General features: G+C 64.1%; 26 protein-coding genes. 21 read left to right on the top strand and 5 right to left on the bottom strand.

Translation table 11 applies throughout. The annotated features are described in order from the left end of the window. The first annotated feature begins 49 nt into the window (after positions 1-49). From AC0L3B_RS11185 to AC0L3B_RS11165, 5 genes are read left to right on the top strand one after another with little or no spacing between them, the layout of a single operon-like run. Entirely contained in the window at positions 50-1939 is a 1890-nt protein-coding gene (locus AC0L3B_RS11185) for an ABC transporter permease (RefSeq protein WP_085352762.1), read from the top strand. After that, positions 1936-2727: an ABC transporter ATP-binding protein gene (locus AC0L3B_RS11180; RefSeq protein ID WP_085352763.1), complete on the top strand. Its 792-nt coding sequence runs from the start codon at positions 1936-1938 to the stop codon at positions 2725-2727. Before AC0L3B_RS11185 ends, AC0L3B_RS11180 begins: the two co-directional genes overlap by 4 nt. Continuing rightward, positions 2724-3428, top strand: coding sequence for an ABC transporter ATP-binding protein (locus AC0L3B_RS11175; RefSeq protein WP_007592446.1), 705 nt, complete (start codon positions 2724-2726; stop codon positions 3426-3428). The genes AC0L3B_RS11180 and AC0L3B_RS11175 overlap by 4 nt, the downstream gene beginning before the upstream one ends. A gap of 26 nt (positions 3429-3454) precedes the next feature. Continuing rightward, positions 3455-3910: a MarR family winged helix-turn-helix transcriptional regulator gene (locus AC0L3B_RS11170; protein ID WP_007592445.1), complete on the top strand. Its 456-nt coding sequence runs from the start codon at positions 3455-3457 to the stop codon at positions 3908-3910. 42 nt (positions 3911-3952) lie between these two features. Further along, positions 3953-4342 (top strand): hypothetical protein, encoded by a 390-nt coding sequence (locus AC0L3B_RS11165; protein WP_018459313.1) that lies wholly within the window; start codon positions 3953-3955, stop codon positions 4340-4342. Positions 4343-4347: 5 nt separating this feature from the next. Here AC0L3B_RS11165 and AC0L3B_RS11160 read toward each other — a convergent pair whose 3' ends face one another. Together AC0L3B_RS11160 and AC0L3B_RS11155 are read right to left on the bottom strand one after the other, a co-directional pair. Beyond that, positions 4348-5037, bottom strand: a complete 690-nt coding sequence (locus AC0L3B_RS11160) for a hypothetical protein (RefSeq protein ID WP_085352764.1) — start codon at positions 5035-5037, stop codon at positions 4348-4350. 108 nt (positions 5038-5145) lie between these two features. After that, positions 5146-6342, bottom strand: coding sequence for an amidohydrolase family protein (locus AC0L3B_RS11155; RefSeq protein WP_085395878.1), 1197 nt, complete (start codon positions 6340-6342; stop codon positions 5146-5148). Positions 6343-6498: 156 nt separating this feature from the next. Between AC0L3B_RS11155 and AC0L3B_RS11150 the strand changes: the two genes are divergently transcribed. The 8 genes from AC0L3B_RS11150 to AC0L3B_RS11115 all read left to right on the top strand — a co-directional run bounded on the left by AC0L3B_RS11150 (position 6499) and on the right by AC0L3B_RS11115 (position 10408). After that, positions 6499-7272: a ferredoxin--NADP reductase gene (locus tag AC0L3B_RS11150; RefSeq protein ID WP_018459311.1), complete on the top strand. Its 774-nt coding sequence runs from the start codon at positions 6499-6501 to the stop codon at positions 7270-7272. 106 nt (positions 7273-7378) lie between these two features. Continuing rightward, positions 7379-7705: a hypothetical protein gene (locus AC0L3B_RS11145; protein WP_018459310.1), complete on the top strand. Its 327-nt coding sequence runs from the start codon at positions 7379-7381 to the stop codon at positions 7703-7705. 110 nt (positions 7706-7815) lie between these two features. Beyond that, positions 7816-9087 (top strand): cytochrome P450, encoded by a 1272-nt coding sequence (locus tag AC0L3B_RS11140; protein ID WP_018459309.1) that lies wholly within the window; start codon positions 7816-7818, stop codon positions 9085-9087. 137 nt (positions 9088-9224) lie between these two features. Then, complete coding sequence (locus AC0L3B_RS11135) at positions 9225-9407, top strand: hypothetical protein (protein ID WP_018459308.1); 183 nt, start codon at positions 9225-9227, stop codon at positions 9405-9407. 13 nt (positions 9408-9420) lie between these two features. Beyond that, positions 9421-9621 carry a hypothetical protein gene (locus AC0L3B_RS11130; RefSeq protein WP_018459307.1) on the top strand — a complete coding sequence of 67 codons (201 nt, stop codon included), beginning with the start codon at positions 9421-9423 and terminating at the stop codon, positions 9619-9621. 3 nt (positions 9622-9624) lie between these two features. After that, positions 9625-9852, top strand: a complete 228-nt coding sequence (locus AC0L3B_RS11125) for a hypothetical protein (RefSeq protein ID WP_018459306.1) — start codon at positions 9625-9627, stop codon at positions 9850-9852. 15 nt (positions 9853-9867) lie between these two features. After that, positions 9868-10131: a hypothetical protein gene (locus tag AC0L3B_RS11120; RefSeq protein WP_018459305.1), complete on the top strand. Its 264-nt coding sequence runs from the start codon at positions 9868-9870 to the stop codon at positions 10129-10131. A 34-nt stretch (positions 10132-10165) separates the two neighbouring features. Next, entirely contained in the window at positions 10166-10408 is a 243-nt protein-coding gene (locus AC0L3B_RS11115) for a hypothetical protein (RefSeq protein WP_026233777.1), read from the top strand. Positions 10409-10446: 38 nt separating this feature from the next. On the opposite strand, the gene AC0L3B_RS11110 is transcribed toward AC0L3B_RS11115, so the two are convergent. Continuing rightward, complete coding sequence (locus AC0L3B_RS11110) at positions 10447-11697, bottom strand: DUF763 domain-containing protein (protein ID WP_026233776.1); 1251 nt, start codon at positions 11695-11697, stop codon at positions 10447-10449. Between the two features lie 125 nt (positions 11698-11822). Between AC0L3B_RS11110 and AC0L3B_RS11105 the strand changes: the two genes are divergently transcribed. Continuing rightward, positions 11823-12971, top strand: a complete 1149-nt coding sequence (locus AC0L3B_RS11105) for a mechanosensitive ion channel family protein (protein WP_018459302.1) — start codon at positions 11823-11825, stop codon at positions 12969-12971. Positions 12972-13058: 87 nt separating this feature from the next. On the opposite strand, the gene AC0L3B_RS11100 is transcribed toward AC0L3B_RS11105, so the two are convergent. After that, complete coding sequence (locus AC0L3B_RS11100; protein ID WP_085353040.1) at positions 13059-14036, bottom strand: tripartite tricarboxylate transporter substrate binding protein; 978 nt, start codon at positions 14034-14036, stop codon at positions 13059-13061. Positions 14037-14141: 105 nt separating this feature from the next. On the opposite strand from AC0L3B_RS11100, the gene AC0L3B_RS11095 reads away from it, so the two are divergent. Genes AC0L3B_RS11095 through AC0L3B_RS11065 form a run of 7 tightly spaced genes read left to right on the top strand, consistent with a single transcriptional unit; the run spans position 14142 to position 20309 of the window. Continuing rightward, a complete protein-coding gene (locus tag AC0L3B_RS11095; RefSeq protein WP_085385611.1) occupies positions 14142-14849 on the top strand; it encodes a TetR/AcrR family transcriptional regulator in 708 nt (235 codons plus the stop codon). Positions 14850-14878: 29 nt separating this feature from the next. Further along, positions 14879-15763: an amidohydrolase family protein gene (locus AC0L3B_RS11090; protein WP_018459299.1), complete on the top strand. Its 885-nt coding sequence runs from the start codon at positions 14879-14881 to the stop codon at positions 15761-15763. Next, on the top strand, positions 15760-17061 hold the full coding sequence (gene dctA, locus AC0L3B_RS11085; RefSeq protein ID WP_473380391.1) for a C4-dicarboxylate transporter DctA: 1302 nt from the start codon (positions 15760-15762) through the stop codon (positions 17059-17061). The genes AC0L3B_RS11090 and dctA overlap by 4 nt, the downstream gene beginning before the upstream one ends. Before the next feature lie 40 nt (positions 17062-17101). Then, on the top strand, positions 17102-17815 hold the full coding sequence (locus AC0L3B_RS11080) for a PIG-L deacetylase family protein (RefSeq protein WP_018459297.1): 714 nt from the start codon (positions 17102-17104) through the stop codon (positions 17813-17815). Then, a complete protein-coding gene (locus tag AC0L3B_RS11075) occupies positions 17812-18495 on the top strand; it encodes a 4-carboxy-4-hydroxy-2-oxoadipate aldolase/oxaloacetate decarboxylase (protein ID WP_473380390.1) in 684 nt (227 codons plus the stop codon). The genes AC0L3B_RS11080 and AC0L3B_RS11075 overlap by 4 nt, the downstream gene beginning before the upstream one ends. Positions 18496-18516: 21 nt before the next feature. After that, a complete protein-coding gene (locus AC0L3B_RS11070; RefSeq protein ID WP_018459295.1) occupies positions 18517-19386 on the top strand; it encodes an ABC transporter substrate-binding protein in 870 nt (289 codons plus the stop codon). Continuing rightward, a complete protein-coding gene (locus AC0L3B_RS11065; RefSeq protein WP_473380389.1) occupies positions 19386-20309 on the top strand; it encodes an NAD(P)-dependent oxidoreductase in 924 nt (307 codons plus the stop codon). The genes AC0L3B_RS11070 and AC0L3B_RS11065 overlap by 1 nt, the downstream gene beginning before the upstream one ends. 12 nt (positions 20310-20321) lie before the next feature. Here the strand turns inward: AC0L3B_RS11065 and AC0L3B_RS11060 are convergent, their stop codons facing one another. Further along, positions 20322-20633 (bottom strand): hypothetical protein, encoded by a 312-nt coding sequence (locus AC0L3B_RS11060; RefSeq protein ID WP_204510923.1) that lies wholly within the window; start codon positions 20631-20633, stop codon positions 20322-20324. Between the last annotated feature and the right edge of the window lie 10 nt (positions 20634-20643).

Here is a 20643-nt window from a genome sequence, read left to right as displayed (position 1 = left end):
TCGAAGGATGAAGCCTAATATTGCGACTTACGCTTAACCCGGACCGCAGATGGCCTTTTACGTCGTACAGTTTCTGACCGGTCTCGCCAGCGCAGCGTCGCTTTTCCTGGTGGCGTCGGGCCTGTCGATCATCTTTGGCGTGACGCGGATCGTGAATTTTGCGCATGGCGCCTTTTACATGATCGGCGCCTATGTCGCCTTCACGCTGACGGAGCGCCTGTCAGGTGCATTCGGCTTCTGGGGCGGCATCGTGGTGGCGGCGTTCGCGGTGGCGCTGATCGGCGTCATCGTCGAGATGGTGCTGCTCCGGCGCATCTATCACGCGCCCGAGCTGTTCCAGCTGCTTGCGACCTTCGGCCTGACCTTGATGGTCGAGGACCTCGTCGTCCTGATCTGGGGCCCAGACGATCTCGTGGGGCGCCGTGCGCCCGGCTTCAAGGGGGCGATCGACTTCTTCGGCCAGAACATTCCGAGCTATGATCTGTTTCTGATCGTGCTCGGACCGGTCGTGCTCGGCATTCTCTGGCTCTTGTTCCAGCGCACGCGCTGGGGCGTTCTGGTGCGCGCAGCGACGCAGGACCGCGACATGGTCGCGGCGCTGGGCGTCAATCAGAAATGGTTGTTCACGAGCGTGTTTGCGGTCGGCGTTTTCCTCGCCGCTCTCGGCGGTGCGCTCCAGATCCCACGCGATGCCGTGCATCATGCGATGGATTTGCGCATCATCGTCGAGGTCTTCGTCGTCGTGGTGATCGGAGGCCTCGGTAGCATCATCGGCGCTTTCGTCGCGGCTGTGCTGGTCTCCGAGCTCAACGCCTTCGGCATCCTGATCTTTCCAAAAATCTCTATCATCCTGGTCTTCCTGGTGATGGCGGTGGTGCTGATCGTGCGGCCCTGGGGCTTGTTCGGCAGGCCCGAGGCGCCGGCCCGCAAGACGCCCGGTCTCACCGTCAATCCCTGGCGACCGCTGACGTCGAATGAGCGGTTGGCTGCGTTTGCAGCGCTCGTCGTCGCGGCGACACTACCGCTGTTCGCCGGCAATTATGCACTGACCGTCGGCTCGGAGATCGCGATCTCAGTGATCTTCGCCGTCAGCCTGCACTTCCTGATGTCGGTCGGCGGGCTCGCGTCCTTTGGTCACGCCGCCTATTTCGGCCTCGGCGCTTACGGCGTCGCTTTCCTCGCCAAGATGGCCGGACTGCCGATGATCGTCTGCCTGTTGCTCGGTCCGCTGCTCGGCTGCATGGGCGCTGCCGTGTTCGGCTTCTTCGCGGTGCAGCTCTCCGGCGTCTATTTTGCGATGCTGACGCTCGCCTTCGCGCAGATCGTCTGGTCGATCGCGTTCCAGTGGGTGAGCGTCACCGGCGGCGACAACGGCATCCTGGGCGTCTGGCCCTCGAGCTGGGCGGCGAGCCCATCGCATTTCTATTGGCTGTCGCTCGGTGTTGCGGCGCTCGTGACGATCGCTTTGCGGGCCATGGTGTTCTCGCCGTTCGGCTATGCGCTGAGGGCGACGCGCGACTCGCTGCTGCGCAGCGAAGCGGTCGGCATCAACACCAAGCGTATCCAGTGGACCGCCTTCGTGATCGCGGGCACGACCGCGGGCATTGGCGGCGCGCTGTTCGCCTACCTCAAGGGCAGCGTCTTTCCGGACAATCTCGGCATCTCGCTCTCGGTCGACGCCCTTGTCATGGTGCTGCTCGGCGGCGTCGAGACGGTGTCGGGCGCGGTGATCGGCGCCATCGTCTACAAGGCCTTGAACATCTGGCTGGTCAGTCAGACCGACCTGTCAAAACTCGTGCTCGGCGGTTTCATCGTTCTGATCGTCGTCGTCTTCCCCAAGGGCATCGTCGGCATGCTGGAGATGCTAGCGCAGCGCCGCAGGAAGACGTCGCCGCCGGGGTCACCCTTGCTTGCCAAGCCGATCGAGTCCGCCGAATGAGCGTCGCGCCCCCACTTCTCGCGGTCGAAGGACTGACCAAATCCTATGGCGGCGTCCATGCCGTGCGCGGCGTCTCGTTCTCGCTGCGCGCCGGTGAAATCCTGGCGCTGATCGGACCGAACGGCGCGGGCAAGAGCACCTGTTTCGACATGCTCAATGGCCAGAACAAGCCTGATACCGGCCACGTCCGCCTGCTCGGCGAGGACACAACCGGCAGGAAGCCGCGCGAGATCTGGCGGATGGGCGTGGGGCGCACTTTCCAGATCACCGCGACTTTCGCGACCATGACGGTGCGCGAGAACGTGCAGGTCGCGCTGATTTCGCACGGCAAGCAATTGTACAATCTTTGGGGCTCGGCGCCGAACTTCGACCGCGGCGAAGCCGGGCGACTGCTCGAGCTGGTCGGCATGGGCGGCTATGCGGATCGCCCCTGTGGCGAGCTTGCCTACGGCGACCTCAAGCGGCTTGAGCTCGCCGTCGCGCTCGCCAACCAGCCAAAGCTGCTGCTGATGGACGAGCCGACCGCCGGCATGGCGCCGCGCGAGCGCGTCGATTTGATGCGGCTGACCGCGCAGATCGCTCGGGAAAAATCGATCGGCGTTCTCTTCACCGAGCACGACATGGACGTGGTGTTCGAGCACGCCGACCGCATCATCGTGCTCAACCGCGGCACGCTGATCGCCGAGGGCTCGCCGGCCGAGGTCCGGGGCAATCCGCAGGTGCAGGCGGTCTACCTCGGCGAGGGCCTCCTCTACGATGCCGGGCCTCGCGAGGGAGCATCGGCATGAAGCTCACGGTGCAGGACCTCAATAGTCATTACGGCCCGGCCCATATCCTGTTCGACATCGGCTTCGAAGTCGGCGAGGGGGAAGTCGTGGCATTGCTCGGCCGCAATGGCGCCGGCAAGTCGACGACGTTTCGCTCGATCGTCGGGCTCGTCGCGCAGCGCTCAGGACGGATCATGTTCGAAGGCAAGGATGTCTCGGCGCGTCCGACACATGAGATCGTGCGGGATGGGCTTGGTTACGTGCCGGAGGAGCGGCGTATCTTCACCGATTTGACGGTGGAAGAGAATCTCGAGGTCGGCCGCCAGCCGAAGCGCCCGAACGCGCCGCACTGGACTCGCGACAAGCTGTTTTCGCTGTTCCCTAACCTCGGCGAGATGAAAAATCGCCCGGGCGGCCGCATGAGCGGCGGCGAGCAGCAGATGCTCACCATCGCGCGCACGCTGATGGGCAATCCATCGCTGGTGCTGCTGGATGAGCCCTCGGAAGGCCTGTCGCCGAAAATCGTGGAGCAGATGGTCGAGGCCATCCTGACCATGAAGAAGGAGGGCGTCAGCATCGTCGTCTCCGAGCAGAATCTGCATTTTGCGCGGCTGATCTCCGATCGCGCCTATATCATCGAGCGCGGCCGCATCTGCTTCGGCGGCACCATGGCCGAGCTCGACGCGCGTCCGGATATCCGCGACGCGCATCTGTCGTTGTGAAGGCAAAGGGCAAGGGCATCGAGCGGATGGCGAGAAGCGTCGCGGCGAAGAAAAGCGTCAAACCGGCAAAGCCGCCTTATGTGCTCGACGAGCAGGTCGGCTTCATCCTTCGCCAGGTCTGGCAGCGCCACAGCGCGATCTTCTCTCGCGAGATCGGCACCAACATTACGCCGACGCAATGGGCGGCGCTGTCGAAGCTCGCCGAGGCCGGGCCATGCTCGCAGAACCAGCTCGGGCGCCTGACGGCGATGGACGTGGCGACCATCAAGGGCGTGATCGATCGGTTGACGGCGCGCGGCCTCACCGAGACCAGCCAGGATCCGGAGGATGGACGGCGGCTTCTGGTCAGCCTGACGCGCGCGGGCCAGCAATTGGCGGAAAAGGTCGCGCCGAATGCGCTTGCGATCACACGAGAGACGCTGGCGCCGCTCGAGGCAAAGGAGCGCGAGATGCTGATGGCGCTGTTGAACAAGCTGCGGTGAGGCGCGACTAACCTCGGTGAAGGTCTTGTCGAGGTTTTTGACATGAGAGCGGCGACCCGGTTTGCTATGGCTCTGAGCATGAGTGTGATGCTGGCGGGCCAGTCTGCTCCCGCCCTGGCGGCGCAAGCCTATGAGGGGTTCTGGGCGTCAACCAAAAAGGATTGCCGCGACGAGGACAGCGCCAACCGCATGAGCATCGAGGGCGGCAACCGTCTCTATTGGTACGAGACCCGGTGCCGCGCCAGCGAGATCACTGCCGACGGGAAGCTCGCCTGGAAAATGAAGCTCGCCTGCGAAGGCGAGGGTGAGAAGTATCGCTCCAGTCCCCGGGTTTCCATTGCCGCGGACGGCAAGCTGGTGATGGACAACAGCCCGGTCGGGCCGGGCAAGCGCCAGACCTATGTGCGTTGTGAGATAGCGAAACCGCGGTGATCCTGCTACGTCTTCCCCGGCCATTTTGCGCGATAGCGGATTTCGCTGCCATCGGCGAGCCGCCGCCACGTTCCGAACTCCGGCGTATGCGGAGCCGAGGCCGTCAATCCGATCGGGTAGATTCGGCTGGGCTGTCCCTGGATGTTGACGGCGAGTTGCCGGTGCGAGGTTCGGAACGCCAGTTCGACTTCGCCTGCGATGACGGGCTGATCGCCGTCACTATGGAAGCCAGCTGCGTTCAATTCGCCCGGCATGGTGTTGAGGTCCGTCTGCAATTCGATGGTGATATCTTGCGGTGATTTCGGCACTGTTGCGCCGGCCGGAAGGCGAACCTCGAAGACGAGCAGAGGAGTGGCGCCGTTTCGGTTGAGCCAGGGCGTGGCCGTCATGTACGCGACGCCCAGGTAGGTGGCGGCGGCGGCCACGCAAAGCAGGACCACGACACCAAGCGATTTCAGGCTGTTGCGCGCGAGACCGCTATTGCCTGCATCCGTGCCGGAACGCGTCACCAGCCAGCTGGCAAGCACCACGCCAGCGATCGCTCCGATGGGTGAGTAGACGAACAGTGCCAACAGGCCAGACGTGATCGGGTCCGCCCGGTTGCCCAGATCGAGCACTGAAAACAGCACAAAGGTCGCGACATAACCTCCGACCGCACCGGCTACACCGGCGGCAATTCGCGACGAATTCTTCATGTCTCCCTCGGCGTTCCAGCAATGAACTGCCTGCGTTAGACGCAGCAGGCCGACGACTTGTTCAATGCTGTCAAGGGAGCACGGGAGCGGCGAGCCGCTCCGGCTGCGTCACTTCGCCACCACCTCGGGCACCCTGCCGGCCGGCGGGGTGTTGCGGCTGCGCTGGGTGCGCACGATACCGTCAATGATGGTCATGCCGATGCCGGGGAGGTCGCCGAGTTGGACGCTGTCCAAAATGTTCTTGCCGGCCGAGTGCTGCGCCTTGTCCATGATGACGAAATCGGCCGAGCGGCCCACTTCGATCAGGCCGCAATCCAATTCGCGCATCCGCGCCGTGTTGCCGGTGGCCAGGCAAAACGCGACCTCGGCCGGGAGGTCGCCAAGCGAGGACAGCATCGACACCGTGCGGAGAATGCCGAGCGGCTGCACGCCCGAGCCGGCCGGCGCATCGGTGCCGAGGATGACGCGGTGCAGATCGCCCATCTCGCGCGCAATGCGCAACGTGAACAGCGCCGAGCGCTCGTTGCCATTGTGAACGAGCTCGAGGCCGCGCTTGCAGCCCTCGCAGATGCAGCGGATCTGGTCGTCGGGAAGCGCGGTGTGACCGCCATTGATGTGGCCAACCACGTCGGTGTCTGCCTCAAGCACCACATCCTTGTCGATCAATCCGGAGCCGGGGATCGAAGGACCGCCGGTGTGGATCGTGCTCTGGATGCCATATTTGCGAGCCCAGCCGACCATTTTTCGCGCCGTGGGGCCGTCCTTGACGCCGCCCAGGCCGACTTCGCCGAGCAGCTTGACGCCGGCTGCGGCCAACTCCTTGAAGTCCTCCTCCACCATCTCGCACTCGATCACAGGCGCGCCGGCGTGAACCTTCACGCCGCCAGGCCGCAGATTCCAGAATGCACGCTGCGCGAAGATGGCCATCGCCTTCAACCCCACGACGTCGCGCGGGCGGCCGGGCATATGCACCTCGCCGGCGGAAATCATCGTGGTGACGCCGCCATGCAAATTGCTGTCGATCCAGCCGATCTGGTTCTGGCGCGGCGTCCAGTCGCCCGCAACAGGATGGACATGGCTGTCGATCAGGCCGGGCGCCACCGTGGTGCCGTTGGCCTCGACGATGGTGGTCGCGCCTTCGGTGTTGAGGTCCTTGAAGCGGCCGATCGCGGTGATCTTGCCGTTCTCGGCGACGATGGTGTCGCCGTCCAGGATCGGCTTTTCCAGCGCGCCGGACAGGATCAGGCCGATATTGCGGATCACGAGCTTCGAGGGTCCGGTGGCCTGGGGTGCGTCATGCGCCATGGAATGGGTCCTTGTCCTTAACTGCAACGCTTCCGATCTTGGGCAGCCTTGACCGCGGGATCAAGCCGGATTATTCATTAGTACACAAATGATCGTATACAAACAACGCATAGCTGCCGCCTTGAAAACCGCCACGACGCGCCACGGAAGGGTGAGATGAGCAATTTCAATCAGGAAGCCGTTTTGAGCGTCCACCACTGGACCGACACGCTGTTCTCCTTCAAGACCACCCGCAGCCCGACCTTCCGCTTCCGCAACGGCGAATTCACCATGATCGGGCTCAAGGTCGGCGAGAAGCCGCTGCTGCGGGCCTACAGCGTCGCCAGCGCCAATTACGAGGACACGCTGGAGTTCTTCTCGATCAAGGTCGCGGACGGCCCGCTCACCTCACGGCTCCAGCATCTAAAGGAAGGCGACGAGATCATCGTCAGCCGCAAGGCCACCGGCACGCTGGTGATCGACAATCTGGAGGACGGCCGCAACCTCTACCTCATCGGCACCGGTACGGGTCTTGCGCCGTTCCTGAGCGTGATCAAGGACCCCGAAACCTACGAGCGGTTCGAGAAGGTCGTGCTGCTGCACGGTTGCCGACACGTGAAGGAGCTCGCCTATGGCGAGATGATCACCGAGACGCTGCCCAAGGACGAGCTGATCGGCGAGTACATCCGCAACCAGCTGATCTACTATCCGACCGTGACGCGCGATCCCTTCCGCAATCGCGGGCGCATCACCGATCTCATCACGTCGGGCAAGCTGTTTTCCGACATCGGCCTGCCGGCACTGGAAGCGGCCCACGATCGCGTCATGATCTGCGGCAGCCCGGCGCTGGTGGCGGATACCCGCGTGCTCCTCGGCGAGCGGGGTCTTGTCGAGGGCAATCACGGCGAGCCGGCCCAATTCGTGGTCGAAAAGGCCTTCGCCGAGCGCTGAGCCCGGAACCCCCGCGCAAGAAGACCGTATTTTCGCCGCCGCGCGCCCGTTGCGGCGTCGATTCGGCACGCGATACACTGTGGGAACGAATCAGCGGAGTTCCCACATGGTTGCGGACAGCGACAGCAATATCGCCTGGCACCGGGTTCAGTTGAAGAAGAACCGCGCCGAGTTGAAGGCGCTCGAAACCGCGCGCTTCACGATGGGCGAGATCGCGTCTTCGAAGCGGAACGGCCAGACCCAGAAGGCGCTCGGGGAACTCAAGCGCAAGATCGTGCAATCCGAGCGCGTGATCGCCGATCACGACAAGCGCACGCGCCGTCCGCTCACCACCGACCTGCGAAGCCTCAGCAACGGCAGCTGGAGCAATTGGGACGCCTACACCAACCAGCAGCAGCGCAAGATCGGCCCGCGTTCGCCGGGGCGGGGGTAGACTCGACTCTCACGCCTGCACCGAAGCCGAAGCGGAGGTTCCGGGTTCCCTTGCGCGGGCGGCGTCGTGCACCATCTTGGTGAGACCCCGTCAACCGCTTCGGTGATCACATGGCACCACGCCTCGATTTCACCAGCGAGGCCTTCTTTCGCGATCTGCCCAAGGCGATCGCAACGTTGCGCATGTCCGGTCCTGTGGTCGCGGCGCGATTTCCTCTCGTCGGCGATGTTTGGATCACCACGACCCATGAGGCCACCGCGCAGGTCCTGAAGGACGGCACCGATTTCACGCTGCGCAAGGAGGATGGGGACGTCGCGGGTTTACGCTGGTGGATGCCGAACTACGTCAGAACCATCGCCAACAACATGCTGACAATGGACGAGCCTGACCACACAAGGCTGCGCAGCATTGTTGACGAGGCCTTCCGCCGCCGCGCGATCGTCGCGATGGAGCCGCGCATCCGCGCCATCGCGGACGGGCTCGCCGACGAGCTGTTCCTGGCAGGAAGCCCGGCCGATCTCGTCCAGCGCTATGCGCGCATCCTGCCGCTCGCGGTGATCTCCGAGCTGCTCGGATTGCCATTGGCCGATCGCCCCCGCTTCATCGCCTGGGCCAATACGATGTCCTCACTTACGAACGTCGCCAGCTTCTTCCGCATGCTGTTCGCGTTCCGCAAGATGCGAGCCTACCTCGAACGGCAGCTGCAGATTGCCCGCGTGCGGGGCGGCGAAGGCCTGATCGCGGAGCTGGTTCAGGTCGAGCGCGAGGGCGGCCAGATCACGCCGGACGAAATGGTGTCGATGGTGTTCCTACTGCTCGCGGCGGGCTCCGAGACCACCACGCATCTCATCAGCGGTTCTGTCTACGAGCTCCTCAGAAATCCCGGCGTCCGCGACTGGCTGGCACAGGACTGGAGCCGCGTCGGGCTTGCGGTGGAGGAATTCCTGCGCTTCGTGTCGCCGGTGCAGTTCTCCAAGCCCCGCTATGTGAGGCGGGATATCGAGCTCGCGGGCGTGCGTCTCAAGAAGGGCGATCGCGTCATGGTGATGCTCGCCGCCGCGAACATGGACCCGGCGATGCATGAGCGCCCCGAGAGCCTCGATCCCGCGCGCAAGCCGAACCGTCACATGTCCTTCGGAACGGGCATCCATTTCTGCCTCGGCCATCAACTCGCGCGCATCGAGGCAGCGTGTGCCCTGGAAGCGTTGTTTGTGCGATGGCCGCGGCTTGGCTTTGCTGTGGACGTGTCTCAGATCCACTGGCGCAAGCGACCGGGCATGCGAGCGATCGCGAACCTCCCTGTCGTGCCCGACGGCCACGCAGCACAGGCGACAGCATCAGCTGGATCGATGTTGGTTCGTTCCCAGCCAGTGGCCTGCTGAGACTTACACCTTGCGGAAAATTTCTCTGCACTCGTCGGTAGGAACGGCATGCCGTTGCTCTAGTTGTTTTTGCGACATCGAAAGCCGCGACGAGTTCCTCCGGTCGATGTCGCAGATCAACAACAGGAGACAGCATCATGACCGGCAAGATGCCACCTGTTCCCGCCGAGAATCAAAGTCCGAAGGGAACCGGCGACAGCAAGCAAGTGTCCTCGACTGCCCCGCGCGGCCAGCAGCGTGCGCAAAATCCGGACCAGCAAGGGCAGCAGGGCAACATCAAGCAGAACACCACCAACCAAGGCTATCAGCAAGATCGCTGAGGAGCGGACCCTCATGTCGACATCCACCAAGACACCGAACAGCAACCGTCAGGGCGGACCAGGCGCATCGCATGAGAATGCGAAGGCACCGCTCGAAGTGAAGAAGCCCGCGGCGGACGACCCGCAGCGCAACCACAGCCGCGTCTCCGGCGGAGGTGGCGAGCACGATTCACACCACAGGCATGACGAGGCCGGAAAAGGCGGAGGCAGGTGAGGCATGACCAACAAGCAACCCAAACTCTACGCACCGACGGAAAAGGATATGCAAAATAACCCCATGATCGGCGGATCGAAGGGCGCAACGATGGCCGGTATCTCGCCTGAGGACCTCGAGGACGCCTTGGGCGAGAACACGATCGAAGGCGACGTCGAGAACGACGTGAACGCCGCTGGCGGCATCGACAAGGACATCGCACGCAGTGGCACGCACCGAAGAGGCCGATAGCTCCGGAGGACGAGCATGCAAGGCAAGAAGACCCACGAGCAACAGGTTCGCATCCTCGAGCGCAAGCCGGATGTTCCAGACGCGCGAGAGCTTGAGCGCGCCCTCGGCCACAATCCGGAGAATACGGCCGTTCACCGGGCGCGACCTGAGGCGCGACAGAGTGAATTCCCGGTGAGCCGAGGCGGCCTCAACCAGGAAAGCGATCACAACAAGCACAATGATTCCGGCCAAAGCGGACACAAGCCGCCGAAACCGACGCCGGCACAGCAGAAGCATTGAGCTGCACGGGCGATCAAAGCAAGAGGAGAAAAAGATGCCAGGTGGTCGTGGCAGCAAGACGCATTTCAGATCGGGCATGCATGGCAAGGGCGACGGCAGCGGCGCCATGACGGACGTGCCCAAGGAGAAGATCGGCGACAACATGGTGCTGTCAAACCGCGACAAGGCGCAGCACTCGGACATTCGCGGCATGGACGGCAAGGCGATCCAGACCGAACAATATCAGGACCACTCGGCCAACCGGCTCGACGAGGAGCCGGGCACCGACGAGACCTGAGAGCGGCGTTCCTTCCCGCTGAACTCGCGGACCGGCTTTCAGCCGGTCTGCTTTTTTGTCGACCCGAGATCACGCTCCCAGCCGAACACGGAACGGCCGTCGAGATCGGGCGAGGCCGCACGCTCTCCGGCGATATAGGATTCGACGGATGGCCCATGCGCGGTGCGCTCCAGCCGCCGCGCCTGGTCGTCGAGGCGCTTGATGGCTTGCATCTCTTCCTCGCGCCCGAGCTTTGCGTTCTGAATCGCCCCCTTCAGCACGCGAATGGTTTCGTCATAGACCTTGAGTGGAACAGGGTAGGGATGCCGGTCCTTGCCGCCGTGGGCAAGCGAGAAGCGCGCGGGATCGTTGAAGCGGTAGGGCGCGCCGTGCACGACTTCGGCGACCATCGCCAGCGAACGAACGGTGCGAGCGCCAACGCCGGGAGTCAGCAGCAGCTCCGGAAAGTCGACCGGGCCGCGCTCGGCCGCAGCAGCGAGTGTGCCGTGCAGGCGGCGCGCAAACACGTCCTTCGGCCGCACGTCGTGATGCCCGGGCATGATCAGGTGCGGCAGCGTCGCCTGTGCGGGCGCGGGCGCAGTTCCGGTGAGCCGCTCGAATTCGGAAAGGATACGATCCGGGCCGAGATCGCTCAGAAGCTCGAGCTGCGCGGTGCGCGAGATCTCGGCGCGATGGTCGGTGAGGTTGACGATCTCGCCTTGCCGCGGCCCGTCGATCGCGCTGTGCGGTGCGTCGACAAAACTCTTCAGCGCCTCGGAATGCCAGTGATAGCGGCGGGCCTGCCGCTTGTCGCCGTTCATGCCTTGCTGCACCACGGTCCATTTGGCGTCGGCGGTGACGAAGAAGCCGTGCAGGTAAAGGTCAAAGCCGTCCTGGACCGCGGCGCTGTCAACCTTCGCCACGAGGCGACTCGCACGCGTGAGCTTTGCGCCGTCGAAGCCGATTCGGTCGCCGAGCTGCATCAGCTCGTCCGGGGTCTTGCGCGAGTGCTGGCCACGCCCGCCGCAGACGTAGATTCCGAGCTCGTCCTGGAGCGGTCCCAGCCCGCGCTTCAGCGCGCCAATCACCGACGTCGTGATGCCGGAGGAGTGCCAATCCATCCCCATGACGGCGCCGAACGACTGGAACCAGAACGGGTGCGAGAGCCGCTGGAGGAATGCATCGCGTCCGTAATGATGCACGATCGCCTGTGTGACGATCGCGCCGAGCGACGACATGCGGGTCGCCAGCCAGGGTGGAACCCGGCCGGTGTGAAGGGGAAGATCGGCGCTGCCGGTCCGTCGAGTCATGATTGACCACAAATAGCGCAGTTCGGCGATGATTGCACCAGAGGGATGCTGCATTGCACCGAGCGGGGGAGCGAACGACGCTGCAACGCGTTGAACGCAAGCGCGGATGCAATGCGGGGACATTAATGGATTGGCAGACCCTTTTGGCCGACATCGACAGGATGTTCGGGTGGATCCCGTCGTGGTTCGTCGGCCTCACTCTAGTCTTGGGCGCGATCCTGATCGCCCTGTCGATCTATCGCCTTTCGGTTTGGCTGTTCAACCGCGCCTTCGGAACCCGCCTCCCGCTCGTGAGCGTGTTCATCGCCCGCACCGCGGGCCCAACTCAGCTGGCCCTCAGTCTTGCCGCCGTAGCGTTGGTGCTGCCGCTCGCGCCGCTGGACGACGCCTTCCGCACGCCGCTGACGCGCCTGTTCGTCGTCGCCTTCATTGCGCTGATCGGCTGGATCTCGATCCGGATCGTGGATATGAGCGCGGCACGGTATCTCCAGAACTTTCGCGACGTCACCGAGAATTTTGTCGCGCGCAAGCACGTCACCCAGGTCCGCGTCTTCAAGCGCGTCACCGATATCATCATCGTCATCATCACGGTGTCGACCGCGCTGATGACATTCGACTCGGTCAGGCAATACGGCGTCAGCCTGTTCGCCTCCGCCGGTGCCGCCGGTATCATCGTTGGTCTTGCCGCCCGGCCGCTGCTGAGCAATTTGATCGCGGGCATGCAGATCGCAATCACCCAGCCGATCCGCATCGAGGATGCCGTCATCATCGAGAACGAGTGGGGCTGGGTCGAGGACATCGCCGCGACCTATGTGGTGATCCGGCTGTGGGACTGGCGCCGCATGGTGGTGCCGCTGTCTTATTTCATCGAAAAGCCATTCCAGAACTGGACCCGCGACACTGCGTCCCTGATCGGCGTGATTGCGTTTCATGTCGATTATCGTGCCGACGTGCCGCGGATCCGGCGCTGGCTGGAAGAAGCAGTGAAGGAGTCCAAGCTCTGGGACGGCGAGGTGGTCAATCTCCAGGTCGTTGACGCGGATGCTCGCACCATCGAGCTCCGCGCCCTCGTCAGCGCCAGGAACGCGCCGCAGTCCTGGGACCTGCGCTGCGAGATGAGGGAGAAGCTCATCGCCTTCATCCGGGACGAGATGCCGGAAGCGCTGCCGCGCGAGCGCGCGATCCTGATCCCGTCGGGAGGAGGCGACGATGACGCCGATTTCGTGCGGCGTCCCGCGCCGCCGGAGAAGATGCGGGCGAGCGCACGCAATTGACCTACTTGCGCGTCGGCCTTCGTGGCGCCGCACAAGCCTGCCTGGCGCTGGATCGTGTCCAGCGCGCTGGTCCTCATGCGAAGCACCTCACTGCGCGCGGATGTCGGCGGCCTTCAGCACCGGCTCCCATTTGGTCGCCTCGGCATGCATGTAGGCGCCGAAATCCCTCGACGATGAGCCGACCGGGGCCGCGCCGATCTTGCCGAGCGTCGACAGTACGTTCGGGTCCTGCAGCGCCGCCTTCAGATCGCTTTCGAGCTTCGTGACGATCTCCGGCGGCATTTTTGCGGGACCAAGAACGCCCCACCAGACGGAGACGTCGTAACCCGGCACGCCCGACTCGGCGACGGTCGGAACATTGGGCAGCGCCTTGGAGCGTTCGGCCGAGGTCACCGCGAGCGCGCGCACCGCGCCGCCTTCGATCTGGCTGATGGCTTCCGCAAGCGGATTGATGCTGAGCGGAATGTCGCCGGCGATCACGGCGGTCAGCGCGGGGGCGCCGCCCTTGTAGGGGATCGCGACGATCTTGGTGCCGGACATGTATTTCAACAGCTCACCCGCGAGGTGCGCCGAGGTGCCGTTGCCGGACATGCCGTAGGAGAGCTTATCCGGCTCCTTTTTCGCCGCGATGAGGAGATCACTGAGCGTCTTATAGGGGCTGTCCTTGGCCACGACGATCGCGAGCGGGGAGGAGGCGACTTCGCTGATCGCGGTGAAATCCTTGAACGTGTCGTAGGGCACCCTCGGATAGATGAACTGGTTGAGTGGATGGCCGCTCGCGACGAGGATCAGCGTGTAGCCGTCGGGCGCGGCCTGCGTCAGCGCTTGGGACGCGACGATTCCGCCGGCGCCGGGACGATTGTCGATCACCGGCTGCTGGCCCCAAGTCCCGGCCAGCGCCTGAGCCAAGGTGCGCGCGAGCACGTCGACGGCGCCGCCGGCCGCATAAGGCACCAGGATGTGGACCGGCTTGCTCGGATATTTGTCGGCCTGTGCGGCGGTCCCCGCGAGCAGCAGACCGGCGCCCACCATCAGACCGCTGATGGTCTTGTTGAAACCCAGCATTTCCCAGCACTCCTTTGCACCCAGCGGCGGTCTCTCGGCCTTTCCGGGTGTCATCCATGGTTTTTGTTGACGAGACCTGATCTTTTGTACGATAGTACAAATCACATGATCCGCAACCCCGCCAGCAAGGAAACGGCCCGCAAGCCGAACATGCGCGAGGCGATCCTCGCCGCGGCCGAGGAGCTGTTCGCCACCAACGGCTTCAACGCCGTGTCGGTGCGCGATATCGCACAGGCCGCCGGCGCCAATCCCGGCAGCGTCACCTATCATTTCAAGACCAAGGACGGCCTGCTGCTGGAGATCTACCGGCGCCATTGCGGGCCAATGAATTTGCGCCGTTCCGAGCTGCTCGCGGCCGCCAAGCGCGTGCGCGATCTCCAGGATCGGCTCGAAGCGGTGGTGCGGGCCTATGTCGTGCCGGCCTTCACCTCGGGCAGTGATCTTGCCGGGGGCGGGGCGCGGTTCACGCGGCTGCGCGCGGTGATGTCCGCGGAGGGCAATGAAGTCGCGCGAAAGATCATCGCACAGACTTTTGACGACACCAGCCACGCCTTCATCGATGCTGTTCACGAAAGCCTGCCGCACGTTCCGCGCACCGATATCGTCTGGCGCAGCCACTTCCTGCTTGGCGCACTCTATTATTCGCTGGTGACGCCGGATCGCGTCTCGCGCCTGTCGCGCGGCGAGGCCGACGGCAGCGATGCCGCAAGTGCCATCGAGCAATTGGTGCAAGCCACCGTGGCCGCGTTCCAGGCGCCGGCGCTGGATCAGGCGCCAGCACGGCGACGGCCGGTCGTCAGCAGCAAGACTTGAAGACACGATCTGGTTCGGCGGTTTATCCGATGGCAATGATGTACACGCCGACCATTCCGCCGCCCGATCCGGACACGCGCACGCCGAAGTTCAGACTGCCGAACCTGTCTTGCGATGCGCATTGCCACATCTTCGGGCCCGGCGCGAAATACCCTTACGCGCCGGAGCGTTCCTACACGCCGCCGGATGCGCCGCTCGAGGATTTCCGCGCGCTGCATGCCAAGCTCGGCGTTGGACGTGCCGTCATCGTCAATGCGAGTGTGCATGGCACCGACAACACGGTGGCGCTTGACGCCATCGCGCAGAGCAACGGGGCCTATCGCGCGGTTGCCAATATCGACGACACCATCACCGAGCGCGAGCTTCGCGTGCTGCATGAGGGCGGCTTCCGCGGCTGCCGCTTCAATTTCGTCCGCCATCTCGGCGGGGTCCCGGACAAGCAGGTGTTCGACCGCATCGTCGCGCTGGTCGCACCGCTCGGCTGGCATATTGATCTGCATTTCGATGCGATCGACCTGCCTGAACATGCCGACACGCTGATAAGGCTGCCGCTGAGCTACACCATCGACCATATGGGACGGGTGAAGGCGTCCGAAGGGCTCGACCAGCTGCCGTTCAAGATCCTGGTCGAGCTGATGCAGCGCGACGAGAAATGCTGGGTCAAGATCTGCGGCTCGGAGCGGGTGTCATCGGCCGGTCCGCCGTTCACCGACGCCGTGCCGTTCGCGCGAAAAATTGTCGAGACGGCGCCCGACCGCGTCATCTGGGGCACCGATTGGCCGCATCCCAATGTCAAGGCGATGCCGAACGACGGCGATCTCGTCGACCTAATCCCGCTGTTCGCGCCGGAGCCGGAGTATCAGCAGAAGATCCTCGTCGATAATCCCGCGCGGCTGTTCGAGTTCGGCCAATGACGGCGCTAGCGATCGACAAGCCGCGCGGCCGCGCCTGGTGGAAGGAGCTCTGGATCCAGGTGCTCATCGCCATGGCGGCCGGAATCGCGCTTGGGATCGTCAATCCCGAGGGGGGCGCCAGGATGCAGCCGCTTGGCGACGCCTTCATCAAGGCGATCCGGATGCTGATCGCGCCGATCATCTTCTGCACGGTCGTCCATGGCATCGCGCATATGGCCGACATGGCGCGGGTGGGGCGCGTCGCCGTCAAGGCGATCGTCTATTTCGAGATCATGACCACGATCGCGCTGATCATCGGTCTCATTGCGGTGAACTTGCTCAAGCCCGGCGTCGGCATGAACATCGATCCCGCCAGCATCAATGCCAGCGCGATCGAGCCCTATGTCAAGCAGACGGGCGTGATCGGCTTTGTACCGTTCCTGATGAACATCGTGCCCGCGACGTTCATCGGCGCCTTTGCCGAGGGCAACATCCTCCAGGTGCTCTTCATCGCCGTACTGTGCGGATTTGCGCTGGTGCAGCTCGGCGAGCGCGCCGCGCCGCTGGTCCATCTCATCGACATCGCCGCCAAGATGGTATTCACCATCGTCGGATTCGTGATGTGGGCTGCGCCGATCGGCGCCTTCGGCGCCATCGCCTTCACGGTCGGCAAGTTCGGCGTCGGCTCGCTGGCCTCGCTGGGCAAGCTCCTCGGCGGCTTTTATCTCACCTGCGTGATCTTCATCATCGTGGCGCTCGGCCCGGTCGCGCGTCTGTGTGGCTTCTCGCTGCTCAAGCTGATCCGCTACATCTGGGAAGAGCTCTTGATCTGCATCGCCACGACATCGTCCGAGACGGTGCTGCCGCGGATGCTAACCAAGCTGGAGCAGGCCGGCTGCGAGCGCAGCGTCGTTGGGCTGGTGATCCCGACCGGCTATTCCTTCAATCTCGACGGCACCTGCCTCTACCTTGCCGCCGCCTCGGTGTTCCTGGCACAGGCGACCAACACGCCGTTTGGGCTCGCCGAGCAGATCGAGCTGCTTCTGATCCTGCTCGTGACCTCCAAGGGCGCGGCGGGAATCGCGGGCGCCGCCTTCGTCGTGCTGGCGGCAACCTTGTCCGCCACCGGCAGCATTCCGGTGACGAGCGTGGCGCTCGTGCTCGGCATCCACCGCCTCATGTCGCAGGGGCTGACGCCAACCAATCTGATCGGGAACGCGGTCGCGACCATCGCGATTGCCAAATGGGAAGGCGCACTCGATGCCGACCGCCTGAAGCGCGTGCTCGACGGCGAGGAATCCGCTGTCGCGACTCGATGAACCGATGACGTTGACGAACGATAGAGGGGAGTTTTGTCCCATGAAAACAGGTCTCGTGATCACGGCCCATCCGGGCGATTTCGTCTGGCGTGCCGGCGGCGCCATCGCGCTGCATGCGAAGAAGGGCTATCGCATGAAGATCGTCTGCTTGTCCTTCGGCGAGCGCGGCGAGAGCCAGTTCGCCTGGAAGGAGAAGGGCGCCACGCTGGAATCGGTCAAGGCCGGCCGCAAGGACGAGGCGGAGCGGGCGGCCAAGCTGCTCGGCGCCGAGATCGAGTTCTTCGATTGCGGCGACTATCCGCTGAAGCTCGCCGAGGCCCATTTCGACCGCATGGTCGACATCTACCGCGAGCTCAATCCGCGCTTCGTGCTGACGCACGCGCTGGAGGATCCCTATAATTTCGACCATCCGAACGCGGCGCATTTCGCGCAGGAAACCCGCGTGGTCGCGCAGGCGATGGGCCACAAGCCCGGCGCGCAGTACAAATATTCGGCCCCGCCGGTGTTTTTGTTCGAGCCGCACCAGCCGGAGCAATGCAACTACAAGCCGGACCTGCTCCTCAAGATCGACGAGGTCTGGAAGGAGAAGTACGAGGCGTTCCAGATCCTCGCCGCGCAGAAGCACCTGTGGGGATATTACGAGCGCGTCGCGCTCAACCGCGGCATCCAGGGCAGCCGCAACACCGGCGTGTCCATGACCTATGGCGAGGCCTATCAGCGGCTGTTTCCGACGGTTGCGGAGGAGCTGGCATGAAGCCGGTCGTCGTTCGCAACATCAAGCGTGCCGATCCCGCTGGGATGGTGGAGTACGGCGTCTCGACCGTGCACGAGGCCTATGATCGGCTCGGACTGATGAAGCCGTATCTGCGGCCGGTCTGGGCCGGCGCGGCGATCGCCGGCCCTGCCGTCACCGTGCTGGCGCAGCCCGGCGACAACTGGATGATCCATGTCGCGGTCGAGCAGTGCACGAAGGGCGACATCCTCGTCGTGGGCTGCACCACCGACAACACCGACGGCATGTTCGGCGAGCTGCTCGCAACCTCGCTGCAGGCGCGCGGCGTGCAGGGATTGATCATCGATGCCGGCTGCCGCGACGTCAGGGCACTGCACGAGATGAACTTTCCGGTGTGGTCGCGCGCGGTCTCGGCCAAGGGCACGGTGAAGGCGACGCTCGGCTCGGTCAATGTCCCCGTGGTCTGCGCCGGCGTCAACGTCGATCCCGGCGACATCATCGTGGCCGATGACGACGGCGTCGTGGCGGTGCCGAAGCGCTACGCGGCCGAGGTCGCCGAGAAGGCGAGGAAGCGCAACGCGGACGAAGGCGGCAAACGCAAGCGGCTGGCTTCGGGTGAGCTGGGCCTCGACATGTACAGCATGCGCGAGGCCTTGGGGAAGGCCGGGCTCGTCTATGTCGACAATCCCGAGGACGTCTAAAACAATCAGCGGAGTGGGCCGATGGATCGTCTCAAGCTGAAGGCCGTGCTCGGCAGTCACCCCCATGTCCAGGCGGTGAAGAGCGGCGAGCTCCGCTCCAACCGCTTCGACCTCGACTTCATCGAATACACGCCGACCAACACTGCGTTCAAACCGATGGTGCGCGAGCAAGCGTTCGACGTCTGCGAGATGGCGATCGTCACCTATCTGATGGCAAAGGCGCAAGGCAAGCCCTTGGTGCTGCTGCCTGCCACAATGCTCGGCCGCTTTCAGCATTCCTACGCGCTCTATAGTCCTGCGCAGGGAACCCTCGGGCCGTCCGATCTCGAAGGCAAGCGCGTCGGCATCCGTTCGTTCACGACTACGACCGGCGCCTGGATCAGGGGCATCCTCGCCAACGACTACGGCGTCAACCTCGACAAGATCCGCTGGGTCACGTTCGAAGACCCGCATGTCGCCGAATATGTCGACACCACCGAGCGCGCGCCGAAGCACAAGAAGATCCTTCAGATGCTGCTCGACGGCGAGCTCGACGTCGTCCTTGGTGAGGCCTCGAACGATCCCAAGCTGAGGCCGCTGTTCCCCGATCCGGCCGCGGAAGCCGCCATATGGTACGCGCGCCGCGGCGTCGTGCCGGTCAACCATCTCGTGGTCGTGACCGAGCAGCTAGCGAAATCGCGTCCTGACGTAGTTTCGGGCATTTATGATCTCCTCAAGCAAAATAAGGCGCAGGCGGGGCCTGCGGCAACGCCGGACCTGGTTCCGTTCGGAATCGAAGCGAACAGAAGGTCGCTGGAGTTGATCGTCGACTACGCGTTCCAGCAGGCGCTGATCCCGCGCCGCTATGCGGTTGAGGACCTGTTCGACGCAACAACGCGAGGACTGAACTGATGGCGGGCGATCCCAAGCGATGGCAGGTCGGGCTGGTCGGTTATGGCGAGGTCGGCAGGATTCTGGCCGAGGATTTGCGCCAGCAGGACATCAAGGTCACAGCCTTTGACATCAAGCTCGCGGGCGAGCAGGGTGGTTCGCTGCACGAGCATGCTGAAAAAGTCGGTGTGGGGCTCGCAGCCTCGCACGCCGAGCTGACCGCCAAGTCCGATTTCATCATCTCCGCGGTCACCGCGAGCCAGGCCGTGCCGGTGGCAAAGGCCTGCGCGGCCGCGATCAATCAGGGCACCTGGTTCCTGGATTTCAATTCGGCGTCTCCCGCCGCCAAGCAGCGCGCTGCCGCGCTGATTGATGGCGCCGCCGGACGTTATGTCGAGGGCGCGGTTATGACGTCGGTGCCGCCTTATCGCATCAAGGTGCCGCTGCTGCTCGGCGGTCCCGGGGCCAGGGAGCTGGAGCCGCTTTTGAACGGGATGGGTTTTGCGGCCAAGGTTGCGAGCGACAAGCTCGGGGTTTCATCGGCGGTGAAGATGTGTCGCAGCATCATGATCAAGGGCCTGGAGGCCATGGTGATCGAAAGCTTCACTACCGCGCGCGCCTATGGCGTCGAGGATGCGGTACTGGCTTCGCTGGCGGAAACCTTTCCCATGATCGATTGGGAGAAGCAGGGTGCTTATTGCTTCCAGCGTGTGATCGAGCATGGCCGCCGCCGCGCCGAGGAAGTACGCGAGGTCGCCGAGACCGTGCGTGAAGCGGGGCTGACGCCGTGGTCCGCGCAGGGCACCGCCGAGCGGCAGGCCTGGGTGGCGGACCTCGCCGACGAGGGCCTGTTCGGAACGAAGGGTACCAAGGAGTTCGCCCGCAACGCTGACTGGCGCACCGAGGCGGACCGAATCCTGGCGAAGATCAATCGCGAGAAATAGGGCGGCTCCTGCTCAGGACTTCGCCGTGCGAGAGCCAGTGAGTTCGTCGCGGGTGCGTTCGATCAGCGCCATCAGGTCTTCGGCCTTGCGGGCCAGCCGATCGTTCGCGACTTCGGTCCGGAATTCTGCGCGGATCGATCGAATACACTTGTCGGCGGTATCGAGCGTCAGGAGCATGCGCGTCAAGTCATCTTGGGTCCGGATGCTCACCAGATCGAGGTTTGACAGGACATGCCCGATGCCGTCGAGCCGTTTTATAGCGGCCTCGCCGGGCGTTCTCGCTCGAATGGCGTGATGGTCGATGCTGCTGAATGCGCTGAACATGTCGATGCTT

Source organism: Bradyrhizobium sp. Kon56, assembly GCF_055807635.1.
Note: the sequence above shows the minus strand (reverse complement) of the source record. Positions and strands in the feature narration are given on the sequence as shown.

Coding starts and splice junctions, on each gene's coding strand:
- AC0L3B_RS11185 (WP_085352762.1), top strand. CDS start 50: ATGGCCTTTTACGTCGTACAGTTTCTGACCGGTCTCGCCAGCGCAGCG.
- AC0L3B_RS11180 (WP_085352763.1), top strand. CDS start 1,936: ATGAGCGTCGCGCCCCCACTTCTCGCGGTCGAAGGACTGACCAAATCC.
- AC0L3B_RS11175 (WP_007592446.1), top strand. CDS start 2,724: ATGAAGCTCACGGTGCAGGACCTCAATAGTCATTACGGCCCGGCCCAT.
- AC0L3B_RS11170 (WP_007592445.1), top strand. CDS start 3,455: ATGGCGAGAAGCGTCGCGGCGAAGAAAAGCGTCAAACCGGCAAAGCCG.
- AC0L3B_RS11165 (WP_018459313.1), top strand. CDS start 3,953: ATGAGAGCGGCGACCCGGTTTGCTATGGCTCTGAGCATGAGTGTGATG.
- AC0L3B_RS11160 (WP_085352764.1), bottom strand. CDS start 5,037: ATGAAGAATTCGTCGCGAATTGCCGCCGGTGTAGCCGGTGCGGTCGGA.
- AC0L3B_RS11155 (WP_085395878.1), bottom strand. CDS start 6,342: ATGGCGCATGACGCACCCCAGGCCACCGGACCCTCGAAGCTCGTGATC.
- AC0L3B_RS11150 (WP_018459311.1), top strand. CDS start 6,499: ATGAGCAATTTCAATCAGGAAGCCGTTTTGAGCGTCCACCACTGGACC.
- AC0L3B_RS11145 (WP_018459310.1), top strand. CDS start 7,379: ATGGTTGCGGACAGCGACAGCAATATCGCCTGGCACCGGGTTCAGTTG.
- AC0L3B_RS11140 (WP_018459309.1), top strand. CDS start 7,816: ATGGCACCACGCCTCGATTTCACCAGCGAGGCCTTCTTTCGCGATCTG.
- AC0L3B_RS11135 (WP_018459308.1), top strand. CDS start 9,225: ATGACCGGCAAGATGCCACCTGTTCCCGCCGAGAATCAAAGTCCGAAG.
- AC0L3B_RS11130 (WP_018459307.1), top strand. CDS start 9,421: ATGTCGACATCCACCAAGACACCGAACAGCAACCGTCAGGGCGGACCA.
- AC0L3B_RS11125 (WP_018459306.1), top strand. CDS start 9,625: ATGACCAACAAGCAACCCAAACTCTACGCACCGACGGAAAAGGATATG.
- AC0L3B_RS11120 (WP_018459305.1), top strand. CDS start 9,868: ATGCAAGGCAAGAAGACCCACGAGCAACAGGTTCGCATCCTCGAGCGC.
- AC0L3B_RS11115 (WP_026233777.1), top strand. CDS start 10,166: ATGCCAGGTGGTCGTGGCAGCAAGACGCATTTCAGATCGGGCATGCAT.
- AC0L3B_RS11110 (WP_026233776.1), bottom strand. CDS start 11,697: ATGACTCGACGGACCGGCAGCGCCGATCTTCCCCTTCACACCGGCCGG.
- AC0L3B_RS11105 (WP_018459302.1), top strand. CDS start 11,823: ATGGATTGGCAGACCCTTTTGGCCGACATCGACAGGATGTTCGGGTGG.
- AC0L3B_RS11100 (WP_085353040.1), bottom strand. CDS start 14,036: ATGCTGGGTTTCAACAAGACCATCAGCGGTCTGATGGTGGGCGCCGGT.
- AC0L3B_RS11095 (WP_085385611.1), top strand. CDS start 14,142: ATGATCCGCAACCCCGCCAGCAAGGAAACGGCCCGCAAGCCGAACATG.
- AC0L3B_RS11090 (WP_018459299.1), top strand. CDS start 14,879: ATGGCAATGATGTACACGCCGACCATTCCGCCGCCCGATCCGGACACG.
- dctA (WP_473380391.1), top strand. CDS start 15,760: ATGACGGCGCTAGCGATCGACAAGCCGCGCGGCCGCGCCTGGTGGAAG.
- AC0L3B_RS11080 (WP_018459297.1), top strand. CDS start 17,102: ATGAAAACAGGTCTCGTGATCACGGCCCATCCGGGCGATTTCGTCTGG.
- AC0L3B_RS11075 (WP_473380390.1), top strand. CDS start 17,812: ATGAAGCCGGTCGTCGTTCGCAACATCAAGCGTGCCGATCCCGCTGGG.
- AC0L3B_RS11070 (WP_018459295.1), top strand. CDS start 18,517: ATGGATCGTCTCAAGCTGAAGGCCGTGCTCGGCAGTCACCCCCATGTC.
- AC0L3B_RS11065 (WP_473380389.1), top strand. CDS start 19,386: ATGGCGGGCGATCCCAAGCGATGGCAGGTCGGGCTGGTCGGTTATGGC.
- AC0L3B_RS11060 (WP_204510923.1), bottom strand. CDS start 20,633: ATGTTCAGCGCATTCAGCAGCATCGACCATCACGCCATTCGAGCGAGA.